Origin of the sequence: Streptomyces sp. NPDC052682, assembly GCF_040678435.1 — a bacterium.
GTDB lineage: Bacteria > Actinomycetota > Actinomycetes > Streptomycetales > Streptomycetaceae > Streptomyces.
In genome coordinates this window covers 127583-140055 of sequence record NZ_JBFATS010000004.1, presented here as the reverse complement: position 1 = coordinate 140055, position 12473 = coordinate 127583, and the positions used below count along the sequence as shown (strand labels likewise).

13 protein-coding genes and 1 tRNA gene are annotated in these 12473 nt (G+C 70.7%); 4 read left to right on the top strand and 10 right to left on the bottom strand.

Features of this window, described 5'->3' with window-relative positions; all coding sequences use genetic code 11:
- Positions 1-30: 30 nt before the first annotated feature.
- On the bottom strand, positions 31-1179 hold the full coding sequence (gene hppD, locus AB0K80_RS07490; protein ID WP_365666843.1) for a 4-hydroxyphenylpyruvate dioxygenase: 1149 nt from the start codon (positions 1177-1179) through the stop codon (positions 31-33).
- A 123-nt stretch (positions 1180-1302) separates the two neighbouring features.
- Here hppD and AB0K80_RS07485 point away from each other — a divergent pair, with 123 nt between their 5' ends.
- The 3 genes from AB0K80_RS07485 to AB0K80_RS07475 all read left to right on the top strand — a co-directional run bounded on the left by AB0K80_RS07485 (position 1303) and on the right by AB0K80_RS07475 (position 2626).
- Entirely contained in the window at positions 1303-1776 is a 474-nt protein-coding gene (locus tag AB0K80_RS07485; RefSeq protein WP_365666841.1) for an Lrp/AsnC family transcriptional regulator, read from the top strand.
- Between the two features lie 78 nt (positions 1777-1854).
- Positions 1855-2442, top strand: coding sequence for a helix-turn-helix domain-containing protein (locus AB0K80_RS07480; RefSeq protein WP_365666839.1), 588 nt, complete (start codon positions 1855-1857; stop codon positions 2440-2442).
- 1 nt (position 2443) lies between these two features.
- Complete coding sequence (locus AB0K80_RS07475) at positions 2444-2626, top strand: hypothetical protein (protein ID WP_365666837.1); 183 nt, start codon at positions 2444-2446, stop codon at positions 2624-2626.
- Here AB0K80_RS07475 and AB0K80_RS07470 read toward each other — a convergent pair.
- The 6 genes from AB0K80_RS07470 to AB0K80_RS07445 all read right to left on the bottom strand — a co-directional run bounded on the left by AB0K80_RS07470 (position 2623) and on the right by AB0K80_RS07445 (position 8682).
- Positions 2623-3414 (bottom strand): S16 family serine protease, encoded by a 792-nt coding sequence (locus AB0K80_RS07470; RefSeq protein ID WP_365666835.1) that lies wholly within the window; start codon positions 3412-3414, stop codon positions 2623-2625. The genes AB0K80_RS07475 and AB0K80_RS07470 overlap by 4 nt on opposite strands.
- Positions 3415-3688: 274 nt before the next feature.
- Positions 3689-4330, bottom strand: a complete 642-nt coding sequence (locus AB0K80_RS07465; protein ID WP_365666833.1) for a helix-turn-helix domain-containing protein — start codon at positions 4328-4330, stop codon at positions 3689-3691.
- 347 nt (positions 4331-4677) lie between these two features.
- Positions 4678-6477 (bottom strand): DEAD/DEAH box helicase, encoded by a 1800-nt coding sequence (locus AB0K80_RS07460; protein WP_365666831.1) that lies wholly within the window; start codon positions 6475-6477, stop codon positions 4678-4680.
- Between the two features lie 115 nt (positions 6478-6592).
- A complete protein-coding gene (locus AB0K80_RS07455) occupies positions 6593-6982 on the bottom strand; it encodes a type II toxin-antitoxin system death-on-curing family toxin (RefSeq protein WP_365666829.1) in 390 nt (129 codons plus the stop codon).
- Entirely contained in the window at positions 6979-7179 is a 201-nt protein-coding gene (locus AB0K80_RS07450) for a ribbon-helix-helix protein, CopG family (protein ID WP_365666827.1), read from the bottom strand. Before AB0K80_RS07450 ends, AB0K80_RS07455 begins: the two co-directional genes overlap by 4 nt.
- Positions 7180-7215: 36 nt before the next feature.
- The gene (locus AB0K80_RS07445; RefSeq protein ID WP_365666825.1) at positions 7216-8682 is read right to left on the bottom strand and encodes an MFS transporter; all 1467 of its coding nucleotides are present in this window, start codon (positions 8680-8682) and stop codon (positions 7216-7218) included.
- 146 nt (positions 8683-8828) lie between these two features.
- Between AB0K80_RS07445 and AB0K80_RS07440 the strand changes: the two genes are divergently transcribed.
- Positions 8829-8900: transfer RNA gene (locus AB0K80_RS07440), tRNA-Cys, on the top strand.
- An 83-nt stretch (positions 8901-8983) separates the two neighbouring features.
- Here AB0K80_RS07440 and AB0K80_RS07435 read toward each other — a convergent pair.
- From AB0K80_RS07435 to AB0K80_RS07425, 3 genes are all read right to left on the bottom strand, one after another.
- The gene (locus AB0K80_RS07435) at positions 8984-10264 is read right to left on the bottom strand and encodes a site-specific integrase (protein ID WP_365666823.1); all 1281 of its coding nucleotides are present in this window, start codon (positions 10262-10264) and stop codon (positions 8984-8986) included.
- An 85-nt stretch (positions 10265-10349) separates the two neighbouring features.
- Positions 10350-10577: a helix-turn-helix domain-containing protein gene (locus tag AB0K80_RS07430; RefSeq protein ID WP_365666821.1), complete on the bottom strand. Its 228-nt coding sequence runs from the start codon at positions 10575-10577 to the stop codon at positions 10350-10352.
- 338 nt (positions 10578-10915) lie between these two features.
- On the bottom strand, positions 10916-12463 hold the full coding sequence (locus tag AB0K80_RS07425; RefSeq protein WP_365667294.1) for a YfjI family protein: 1548 nt from the start codon (positions 12461-12463) through the stop codon (positions 10916-10918).
- Positions 12464-12473 lie beyond the last annotated feature (10 nt).

Genomic DNA, 12473 nt, shown 5'->3' with positions numbered 1-12473 from the left:
GCGCGCCGGGCGGTTGCGGCTCGGGGCGGCTCACAGGTTGCCGCGCCGGGCCTGCTCCCGCTCGATGGCCTCGAACAGCGCCTTGAAGTTGCCCTTGCCGAAGCCCATCGAACCGTGCCGCTCGATGAGTTCGAAGAACACGGTCGGACGGTCCTGGACCGGCTTGGTGAAGATCTGCAGCAGATAGCCGTCCTCGTCGCGGTCGGCGAGGATCTTCAGCTCGCGCAGGGTGTCGATGGGCACCCGGGTCTCGCCGACCCACTCGCCGAGGGTGTCGTAGTAGGAGTCCGGGGTGTCCAGGAACTGCACGCCGTGCTCGCGCATGTGGCGCACGGTGGCGACGATGTCGTTGGTGGCGAGCGCGATGTGCTGCACGCCCGGGCCGCCGTAGAACTCCAGGTACTCGTCGATCTGCGACTTCTTCTTCGCGATCGCGGGCTCGTTGATCGGGAACTTCACCTTGCGGGTGCCGTCCGCAACGACCTTCGACATCAGCGCCGAGTACTCGGTGGCGATGTCGTCGCCGACGAACTCCTTCATGTTGGTGAAGCCCATGACCTTGTTGTAGAACTCCACCCACTCGTTCATCCGGCCGAGCTCGACGTTGCCGACGCAGTGGTCGATGGCCTGGAAGGTGCGGCGGGCGGGCGGCTCGACCAGCGGGCCGGCGGCTGTGTAGCCGGGCAGGTAGGGGCCGTCGTACCCGGTCCGCTCGACCAGCGTGTGGCGGGTCTCGCCGTAGGTGGCGATCGCCGCCAGGACGACCGTGCCGTGCTCGTCCTTCATTTCGTACGGCTCGGCGACCGACCTCGCGCCGTGCTCGAGGGCGTAGGCGTACGCGGCGCGCGCGTCGGGCACCTCGATGGCCAGGTCGATGACGCCGTCGCCGTGCTCGGCCACGTGCCGGGCCAGGAAGCGGCCCCAGTCGGTGGCGGGCTTGATCACCGAGGTGAACACAAAGCGGGCGGAGCCGTTCTCCAGCACGTAGCTCGCGGTCTCGCGGCTGCCGTTCTCCGGTCCGGAGTAGGCGACCAGCCGCATGCCGAAGGCGGTGGAGTAGTAGTGCGCCGCCTGCTTGGCGTTGCCCACGGCGAAGACGACCGCGTCCATTCCCTTGACCGGGAAGGGGTCGGCCTGCCGGGCGGTCGTGTCGGGAGTGTGGTGTGTGGTCTGCGTCATAACGGCAGCGTGGACCCACCCCGCAAGGTGCGCAATAGTTTGCGTGTTCACTGGGCATTCTGCTCAGTCGTACGGCGGTAGCGACGGTGTTTCTGTACAGGATGACCACCCGGGAGGCGGGACATGGCGATCGATCAGCTGGACGGCCGGATCATCCTGCTGCTGGCGCGCGAGCCGCGGATCGGGGTGCTGGAGATGTCCCGGCGGCTGGGGGTCGCGCGGGGCACCGTGCAGGCGCGGCTGGACCGGCTGCAGTCGAACGGAGTCATCCGCGGCTTCGGCCCCGAGGTGGACCCGGCGGCGCTCGGCTACCCGGTCACCGCGTTCGCGACGCTGCAGATCCGGCAGGGCCAGGGGGCCGACGTACGGGCCCACCTGGCGACCGTGCCGGAGGTGCTGGAACTGCACACCACCACGGGCAGCGGGGACATGCTGTGCCGGCTGGTGGCCCGCTCGAACGCCGATCTGCAGCGGGTGATCGACCGGGTCGTCGGTTTCGAGGGCATCGTCCGGGCCTCCACGGCGATCGTCATGGAGAACCCGGTTCCACTGCGGATCATCCCGCTGGTGGAGCAGGCGGCGCTGGACGCGTCATGAGCCGGCCGCTCTCGCCCTGCGGCCTCCCAACCATGCAAAGGGACCCTTGCAAGGGCTCCTTTGCATAGATACCTTTGCATGGTGACCGACGCTCAGAACCCACAGGTAAGAGAACTCGACGCACGTTCCCTACGCGGGCTCGCGCACCCGCTGCGCATGCAGTTGCTGGACTCCCTGCGCTTCGGCGGCCCCGCCACGGCCTCACAGCTGGCCGAGAAGCTGGGCGAGTCCAGTGGCGCCACCAGCTACCACCTGCGTCAGCTCGCCGAGTACGGCTTCGTCGAGGACGCCCCCGAGCTGGGCAAGGGACGGGAGCGGTGGTGGCGTGCGGTCCACCACGGCCTGCGCTTCGACGAGACCCTGCTCACCGACACGGACCCGGCCGTGCGCGGCGCGGCCGATCTGTACCTGCACGAAGTCGCCACCACGCACACCCGGGAACTGTCGACGTGGCTCGGCAACCGCGACGCATGGCCCGAGGAGTGGCACCACGTCTGGGACATGAGCAGCGCGACACTGCGGCTGACACCCGAGCTGACGCGCGAACTCGTCGAGAAGATGCACGCGCTCGTCGACACCTTCCGTGCCCGCGCGGTCGCGGAGGACACCCCAGGCGCCGAGCAGGTCCGCCTCCACACCCACGCCTTCCCGATCAGGACGGACTGAGATGCACCCGGACATCCACCTGGCCCTGCACCACGCACGCGCGGCCGAACTGCGCGCGGAGGTTCGCGCCCACGCCACCGGACCGATACGTCCGTCCACCCTTCGTGTGCGCATCGGCTGGACCCTCATAGCGGTCGGCCTGCGCCTCGCCACCACCGCGAGGCCGGCGGCAGCCGCGGCCTAGCAGCTCGGGATCGGGCCCTTGCCCGTTTCCAGGGCCTGCAGTGCGCTGACCGCGCCCTTGAGGGTGGTGACCGGGATCAGGCGGAGGCCCCCCGGGAGTTCCGCCTGGGCGTCGCCGCACTCCGCCTTCGGGACGAGGAACACGGTGGCGCCGTCGCGCCGGGCGGCCTGGGTCTTCAGGGACACGCCGCCCACCGCTCCGACCGTGCCGTCGGCGGTGATGGTGCCCGTGCCGGCGATGGTGCGGCCGCCGGTGAGGTCGCCGCCCTGCCCGTCGCCCTTCAGCTTGTCGATGATGCCGAGCGAGAACAGCAGTCCGGCGCTGGGTCCGCCGACGTCGGACAGCTTCAGGCTCACCTTGACGCCCTTGGCGTCCCGGCCCAGGTAGCCCAGCGCGGCCCGCGTCGCCGCGTCCTGGGACTCCTTCATCTGCGCCACGTTGTGCCGCTCGATCTCCTTGATGCTGTCCCCGCTCGGGTAGACCGCGTCCCGCGGCATGACCGCCCGGTCGGTGCGGAACCAGCCGTCGATCATGTCCGGGAGCGTCACGCGGGTGTCGGGGCCGGTCGCCACGATGGTCGTCATCCGCAGCTGCCCGCTCGTCTTACGGGTCTGCGCGCCCGAGATCGTGATCACCGGCGTGCCCTCGTTCTCCCCGAGCACGTCGGCCGTCATCCCCGGCTGCGCCACCGAGAACGGCAGCGGCGCGAACGCCGCCGTGGCGAGCAGGGCGGCGACGGGCAGGGCGCAGACGGCGAGGGTCTGGGGGCGCGTGAGGCGAGTGAGCACGGGATCAATCTAACGCGGAGCCCGGAAGCGACCGGGCGGTGGTCACGGCCGGGCCCTGCCCCGGCACCGGGGCGGTCACGGCCGGGGCCGGCATCGGCACCGGGGCGGTCACGGCCGGGGCCGTCACTACCGGGGGCGTCACTACCGGGGGCGGTATCGACACCCGGAGCCGTCACCACAGCCCTGCACCGACACCGCAGCCGTCACCACCGGGCCCTGCACCAGCAGGGGGCTCCGCCGTGCCGGGCGCTTCCAGGAGACGTGCTCCGCGCTCTCACCTCAGCGCCTCGGCCACCTCCCGGGCCGCCTCGACCACCCGCGGACCGACCCGCTCGGGCACCACGTCCGCCAGCATCACGACGCCGACGCTGCCCTCGATGCCGGTGAGTCCCAGCAGCGGGGCAGCCGCCCCGCACGCCCCGGCCTCCAGCTCGCCGTGGGTCAGCGTGTAACCCGGGTCGCCCAGCGGATGCTGCCGGGCCGCGAGGATCGCCTTGCCCGCCGCGCCCCGGTCCAGCGGGTGCCGGAACCCGGCCCGGTAGGCCACGTGGTAGTCCGTCCACGTCGGCTCCACGACCGCCACGGCCAGGGCCTCCGCCCCGTCGACCAGGGTCAGGTGCGCCGTCGCCCCGATGTCCTCGGCCAGAGACCTGAGCGCCGGCAGCGCGGCCTCCCGTACGAGCGGGTGCACCTGGCGGCCCAGACCCAGCACCCCGAGTCCGACCCGGGCACGCCCGCCCAGGTCACGGCGGACCAGCGCGTGCTGTTCCAGCGTGGCGAGCAACCGGTACACCACGGTCCGGTTCACGCCCAGTTTGTGGGAAAGCTCAGTGACGGTCAGCCCGTGGTCCGTGTCGGCCAGGAGCTTCAGGACACGCAGTCCTCGGTCGAGCGTCTGGGAGGTCTCCGCGGTCACGACGCCCACTCCTTAAGTGGTGAGGTCGGCGGCCCCGTCGCGGCGGACGCGTCACCGAGTCCCGTCAGTGACGCGTGTCAGAGGCCGCCGATCGGCTGTCGGCCCGGCCTTGTTCCGGGCTCGTCGCTTCACGGCTGCGCTCCGCGGCGGCGCTGCCACGGGGCGTGTGCGTAGCGGGACAGTAGCGAGCCGGTCCGCTCAGCGGAAGGCTCCGTCCAGAATCCGGTCACAGACGGACAGGAAGTAGTTCCTTTTGGACTGAATTACGCACAGTCCTGACGCACACGCGACGGCCCCGGCCTCACCGCATCAACGGCCCCGGCCTCACCGCATCGACGGCCCCGGCCTCACCGCATCCGGGTGGCCCACTCCCGCACCTTGGCGATCCGCTGCCGCAGCTGCCCCGCCGTGGCCTCCGCGGCCGGGGGCCCGCCGCACACCCGGCGCAGCTCGGTGTGGATCACCCCGTGCGGCTTGCCGCTCTGGTGGACGTACGCGCCGACCAGGTTGTTGAGCTGCCGGCGCAGCTCCATCATCTCCTTGTGGGAGACCACGGGCCGCCGCTCGGCGGGCAGCTCGAGCAGGTCCGCCTCCTCGGCCGGCTTCTTCCTGCTGTGCGCGATCTGCTTGGCCTGCCGCTTCTGGAGCAGCAGCTGCACCTGGTCGGGCTCCAGCAGCCCGGGGATGCCCAGGTAGTCCTGCTCCTCCTCGCTCCCCGGGTGGGCCTGCATGCCGAACTCGGCACCGTTGTACATGACCCGGTCGAAGACGGCGTCGGACTCCAGCGCCTCGAAGGGCAGCATGTCCTGCTCGCCGGTGTCCTCGTCCTTCTGCTGCTCGGCCTCCTTGAGGAGCTTGTCCTCCTCGGCGTACGGGTCGTCCTCCTCGCCGCCCTTCTTGGGCCGGTCGAGGACGTGGTCGCGCTCCTTCTCCATCTCGTTGGCGAAGGAGAGCAGGTCGGGCACGGTGGGCAGGAACACCGACGCGGTCTCGCCGCGCCGCCGGGACCGTACGAAACGGCCGACGGCCTGCGCGAAGAACAGCGGTGTGGAGATGGTGGTGGCGTACACGCCCACCGCCAGGCGGGGCACGTCGACGCCCTCGGACACCATCCGCACCGCGACCATCCACCGGTCGTCGTTCGCGCTGAACTCGTCGATCTTCTTCGAGGCACCGGCGTCGTCCGACAGCACCACGGTCGCCTTGTGCCCGGTGATCTCCCGGATGAGCTTGGCGTACGCACGCGCCGAGTCCTGGTCGGAGGCGATGACCAGCGCGCCCGCGTCCGGGATGGCCTTCCTGACCTCGGTCAGGCGCTGGTCGGCGGCGCGCAGCACCGCGGGCATCCAGTCACCGCGCGGGTCCAGGGCGGTACGCCAGGCCTGGCTGATGGCGTCCTTCGTCATGGGCTCGCCGAGCCGGGCCTCGATCTCGTCACCGGCCTTGGTCCGCCAGCGCATGTTGCCGCTGTAGGAGAGGAAGATGACCGGCCGGACGACGCCGTCCGCGAGGGCCGAGCCGTATCCGTACGTGTAGTCCGCCGCCGAACGCCGGATCCCGTCGGGCCCCTCCTCGTACGTCACGAAGGGGATGGGGTTGGTGTCGGAGCGGAACGGCGTACCGGTCAGCGCCAGCCGCCGGGTCGCCGGCTCGAAGGCCTCCAGGCACGCCTCGCCCCACGACTTGGTGTCACCGGCGTGGTGGATCTCGTCGAGGATGACGAGCGTCTTGCGCTGCTCGACCCGGTTCCGGTGCAGCATCGGCCGTACCCCGACACCGGCGTACGTCACGGCGACCCCGTGGTACTCCTTGCCGAGCGGTCCCGCGCTGTACTCGGGATCCAGCTTGATCCCTATCCGCGCGGCCGCCTCCGCCCACTGCTTCTTCAGGTGCTCGGTCGGCGCGACCACCGTCACCTGCTGGACGACGTGGTGGTGCAGCAGCCAGGAGGCCAGCGTCAGCGCGAAGGTCGTCTTACCGGCGCCGGGGGTGGCGACCGCCAGGAAGTCGCGCGGCTGCTCCTGGATGTACTTCTCCATCGCCCCCTGCTGCCAGGCACGCAGTTTGCTGGCGGTGCCCCAGGGGGCACGGCCGGGGAAGGCCGGGGACAGGTGGTGCGAGTGGGAGGAGCTGGCGGTGGTAGTCACGGTCTCCGGTTCGGGTCGAGCGGCTCGGCTACGTATGACAACCGGGCCACCCTACCGGCGGCCCACCCCCGCCGAAGCGCGCACGGCACCGGGTCGCCCGGGGGTGGGACCGACGTCACACCGCCTGCTCGGCCAGGTCCCTCAGCGCTTCGGAGATCGACTTGATGTCGTCCATGCCGCCGGTCGCCACCGAGATGACCAGGCGCTCGGCCGCATCGATGTCGGGGCGCAGCTGCACCTCGTTCATCGCCAGGAAGACGACGCACGACACCCATGCCGTGCGCTTGTTGCCGTCGACGAAGGGGTGGTTGACCGCCAGCGACTGCAGGAGCGCCGCCGCCTTCTCGAAGACGTCCGCATACGCCTCGTGCCCGAACATCGAGGCCGCAGGACGATGCACGGCCGACTCGAGCAGACCCGCATCGCGCACGACGACGTCCTGGTCATCGACGGCGTACTCGGCGATGGTCAGGACGTCCTCGGCCGACAGGTACACGTGGGTCACTTCAGCCGCTCCAGCAGTTCGGCCCACTTGGCGGTCTGCTCCTTGGCGGCCTTGCGGACCAGCGCCTCATGAGCTGTCCGAGCGAGGTAGTCGTCCACCGCCCTCAGCACTATGGCGTGCATGCTGACCCCCTCCGCCTCGGCGCGCAGCTTCAGCGATTCCGTCTGGTCGTCGCGGAGACGCAGGTTCATAGCCATACCAGAATGGTACCAATCGATGGGGCCAGAGTGGTACTAGTCAGGAGCCGAGGCCCGCAGCCGCGTCGTCACCCACACCCCCGCCAACGCCACCCCGGCCATCGGCAGGAACACGGCGGCGAAGGCGGCCGGGTGCGTGCCGGAGGCGGCCTCGGTCGCGGCGTGGGTCGTGGCGTGGCTCACCGTTCCGCCACCGAGCGCGGCGAAGGCCGCGCCGCCCGCGGCCAGCAGCAGCACGTTGGACAGGCCGTCGGAGATCTGGAGGGCGGCGGAGTTGGTGCCGGCCTCCTCGGGAGCGGACAGCTTCAGCACCAGCACGCTCGTGGAGGAGATGACGAGCCCCATGCCGAAGCAGCCGAACGCCCAGGCGACGGCCACCGTCCAGGCGGGTACGGCGTCGATCAGCACACTGGGCGCCGTGGCGATGGCCGCCGCCACCAGCAGCATCCCGACGGTCGTCAGCCGCTCCCGGTACGGCTCCAGCTGCGGCCGCGACTGCACCCAGGACCCCAGCGCCCACGTCCCGCCGCCCGCCGCGAGCGAGAACCCGGCCAGGGTCGGGGACAGCCCCCGCTGGGTGACCAGCATCAGCGGCACGAAGGACTCCGCGGCGATGAACGACCCGGCGGCCACCCCGCGCAACAGCACCACGGACGGCAGCCCCCGGGCCGCCCGGTACGTGCCGCGCGGCAGCAGCCCGCGCACGGCCGGCACGAGCAGCGCCACGCCCACCGCGCCGGGGAGCAGGGAGAACCAGCGCAGGTCCTGGGCGGCGTACTGGAGCAGCCCGGCGCCGAGGGAGATCGCGAGGGCCAGCCGGATGCGGCGCCCGTCGAAGGAGGCGGCCTCCTCGGCCGCCTCCTCGGTGCCCTCCGCGGGACCCGCGGCCCGCCGCCGTATCTCGGGCAGCGCGAGCGCCAGCGGGAAGACGACCAGCACCGGTATGCCGACGAACACCCACCGCCAGCCCAGCTGCTCGGTCACCGCGCCGGAGGCCAGTGGCCCGACGATCGACGGCACCACCCAGCTGGCCGCGAACGCCGCCATGATGGCCGGCCGCAGCCGCTCCGGATAGGCCCGCCCGACCACGACGTACAACGCGACGATCACCAGCCCGCCGCCGAGCCCCTGCACGGCCCGCCCGAGGATGAACAGCCACATCGTCCCGGCCGTCCCCGACAGCAGCAGCCCGGCCGCGAAGGAGGCGATCCCGGTCGTCAGCGCCCCGAGCGGCCCGCGCCGGTCCGACCACTGCCCGGCGAGCACCATCCCGAACAGACTCGTCGTGAAGTACCCCGAGAACGCGAACGCGTACAGCGACACCCCGTCCAGCTCCCGCGCCGCGACCGGCATCGCCGTGCCCACCGCCGTCGCCTCGAAGGCGATCAACAGCACGACGGAGACGATCCCGATGCTCAGCGCCCGGTAGGAGCGGCTCAGCACGGTCCGCTCGTCCTGCTCGGCGTCCGTGGCATCCGTCGCGCGCGGCTTCAAGGCGGTCATGCCCGCCAGGGTAAGGGCCACAGCCCACGGTGACTGCTGTCGAGCACCTCTTCCATGAACGGCGTGTGGCAGTCACGTTGCAGGGCTCCGGTTTCCCTTGAGGCCCGTACCGGCACCGGCATACGGTCGAGGCACGAAGTCAACACGGCCGTGTGCCCGAGTGGTTGAGGGGCTCGCCTGCAAAGCGAGTTACGTGGGTTCGATTCCCGCCACGGCCTCTACCTGGCCTGACCAGCCAAAACGAAAGGGCGGCACCCCGGAAGGGGTGTCGCCCTTTCAGTCGTCCGTCTCAGTTCCCGTCTCAGTTGGCCGGTACGAGCACGCCGGCGGCCCCGTCGTCGCCGTCGTCCGGCCGGTCCGTCTCGGGCTTCCAGATGAGACCGTCGACCTGCCGCGCGATATCCGTCCGCACGGCATCCACCATGTGCTGATAGCGGGCGGCCATGGCCGTCGTCGACCACCCCATGAGCCCCATGACGGCCCGCTCGGGGACACCGAGGATGAGTAGGACCGTGGCAGCCGTGTGGCGCGCGTCGTGCAAACGCCCGTCCCGAACGTTCGCCTCTGCGAGCAGCGCCTTCCACTCAGCCCAGTCCCGGCGGTGCGACGGGCTCCGGCCGTACTCGTCCGGGAACACGAGGCCGTTCTCTTCCCAGCGCTTCCCGGCCGCCTCTCGCTCCGCTTCCTGCGCCTTGAGGTGGGCCCGCAGTAGGTCAACGAGCTGTTCCGGGAGACCGACGACGCGGCGGCCGGCACGCGACTTGGTAGTGCAGATTTCCGGGTTGGTGCGTCGCCTCTGCGGGCAGTACCCGGCAGCCTTGCGCCCGCAGGGTTCCGCGCACCCGTGAGCCCACTGCGGGCGGTGGCGACTACGACGGACCACGAGGAATCCACCGTCGAGGTCCACGTCTTCCCACTTCAGTGCGAGCACTTCCCCTTGACGCAATCCGAGGGCGAGGGCGACAGCCCACCGAGCCGTATTCCGGTGCTGGTCAGCGGCCTTCAGCAACCGCTGTATCTCCTGCACGCTGTAGGGCTCCACCTCGTAGTCTCCAGTCTTCGGTGCCTTGGCCAACTGAACCGGGTTCTGGCCGAGATGGCCGCGCCGTACGGCCTCGTTGAGGGCGGTACGGAAGGTGCGGTGTACCTGGTGGGCGGTCGCGGGCTTGCTGCCGTTGGCCTGCATCTTCGCGTAGAACGCCTCGATGTGCTCGGGCTTGAGCTTGTCGAGCCGGTGAGCGCCCAGCCCGGGGATGAGATGCTTCCGGACGGCCACGCCGTACCCCACCATCGTGTTGTCGTTGACCGCGAGGGGGGCAACGTTTTTAATCCAGTGCGTCAGCCATGCCTTCACCGTCCAGGGCTTCCCCGGCTTGCGTACGGTGCCGGCGTCGCGCTGTCGCTCCAGCTCGCGCACGGCGGCGACGACTTCCGCCTTGGTCTTCCGCTCGACGTGGCGACGATCGGGCTTGCCGTCGTCGCGGACGCCGACCGTGACCCGGCCGTGCCACTTGCCGTCCTTGCCGAAGTAGATGGAACTGCGGCCGTTCGGCTGTCGGGTGCGCTTCTCTTTCTCTGCCACAGGCAGGCTCCTGTTCTCAGGTGTCGGGATGAAGGTCGGGGCGGCAGGCTGTCCTTGTCCGGGAGTGCCGCCGCCCCGGTCGGCGTCAAGCGGCGCGTTGGGTGGTGCGGAGACGCGTGACGAATGCGGGTACGGCGTCGGCTGGCACCCGGCGCAGGTGGCCGACCTTCACGGACTCCAGCGCGCCCGAACTCACCAGGTTGAAGCACGTGGTCCGCCCGATGCGGAGTCGGCGGGCGGCCTCTTCGACCGTGAGGAGAACCAGCGTCGGGTCGTCCTCGGTGGGCGCCGCGAGGGTGCTGTGCTCGCTCAAGGGCTCACTCCTCTTGTGCTGCGTTCGCGGGAGATGCCGCCGCACAAACCGCGTTATCCGCAGAAAGCCCGGCTGCTGCCGCTGAGCTGCGGTGATGCGGTGCGCGGACGGCGAGGGGGCAGGGCCCGCAGAAACCCGCGATATTCCGCAAAAATCCCTGGCGCCGCGTCGGCGGCTGGTGCCGTCGCTCCCGAACGGTGGTTTGTGCGGAATATCGCGGGATAGTGCGGCGGGGCCTCGCCGGGCGGTGCCGCGAGGTCCTGCCGCTGGTCAACGGCCCGGACAGGGTTTTTTGCGATTTCGCGGCTTGTGCGGGCGGGGCCGAGAGGGGGCCCGGCTCACCGGCCGCCGTGCCGCAGGGCGGGGTGGACCTGCAACCGGGGCGCCGGCGGCCTGCCGCGCTTGCCTGTGCGCTCTGGCTGATAGGTCCGCAGGTACCCGTGGTCCTCCAGCAGGGCGAGGGCCGGTTCCAGGTCCGCGATGGTGGGGACCTCGGCGCGCGAGAGGACCGTGAACAGGTCGCGTCGGCTTACGTCGTCCCATCCGTTGTCCCTGAGCGCTTCCAGGACGCTGCGGGCGCGGGACAGGACCGGGTCGGCGCCCATGACGTCGAACACGGCGAGGGCGTGGGCGGTGTAGTACTCCCCCAGCTCGATGGCCGCGTGCATGGTGGTCTCGGAGACCGGGTGGGCGTAGCCGTTGCCCAGGTGCTCGGCGAGGTGCAGCAGTGCGGCCATGCGGGCGGTCGCTCCGGCGAGCTTTCCGGCCCAGTTAGAGATGTGACCGAGCTTGCCGCCGCGCGCCTTGAGCTGCGGTTCGACGTGCTCTTGGTATTCGATGAGTGCCGCGTCCGCCTCGGGGCTGAGCTGGATGACGGCCGGGTCGGTCCACTCCGCGAACGCCAAGGTGAGGTTGATGACGTTGGCGGTGTAGGTGGCGGCCGTCTGCTCCGGGACCGGGTCGGTGATGACCTTCCGTTCACCGACCGTGGACGGGGGGAGGGAGTACAGGAAGCGTGCCAGCAGTCCGCGCCCGTCGAACCCCTTTACCTTGCCGATGTCTCGCAACACGTCTGGCTGGACGGCGAGGCCGATGGTCAGGGCGGGGGTGTCGATGTACTCGCGGCGGGTCTGCCGGTTGACCCTCAGCCGGTCCCCGGCGTGCCCCTTGAGGAACACTTCCATGTTCGGGGCGCCGGAGTAGCGGCCGGCGATGATGTCGAAGATGCCGCCCTCGGCACTCATCACCGACAGCCGACCGCCCTGCTCAGCCATGAGCGAGGTGACCGTCTCCGGGGTGGAGTCGTCCGCCAACAGGACCGGCTCGGCCGGGACGGTGAGCGTGTCGGCGGTCTGCGCAAGACCGACGGCGGTGGCAACCATCTCGTCACGCTTGTCCGCGTCGGCGGACGCGGCTTTGGCGGCGGCCTTGTCGGCCGCTTCCTTGGCGAGGCGGGCGGTCAGCTCCGCCTCGACGATGACCGGCTTCATCGCGGCCTTGAGCTGCTTTTCTGCCTCGTACAGCGGGTCCGTCAGCAGGGCAAAGACGGCGGACTTGCGGTTGGCCGGCGGGAGCGCCACCACGGTGTAGAGGTTGGTGGGCTCACGCCAGTTGCCGCGCACGTGGACGACGGACCGGCCGCCCGCGGCCGTGGCGAGCACGGCGAGGGCGATCGATCCGGCGAGGTCCACCGGGGTCTGCGTCTCCTCGGCGACGGCCGCCACGAAGTCGTGCAGCCACGCGGGGAAGACGTGGACCGGGAACGGCGGACGCTCGCGCCGGCCGGTGAGGGGAATGGGGTCTTCCCACACGTCCGGTGTCGTCTCGCCCTCGGAGGGCGGTGCTTCGAGGGTGGACAGTCCGGCCCACAGGTCGGGGCTGTCCACAGGCTGTGTG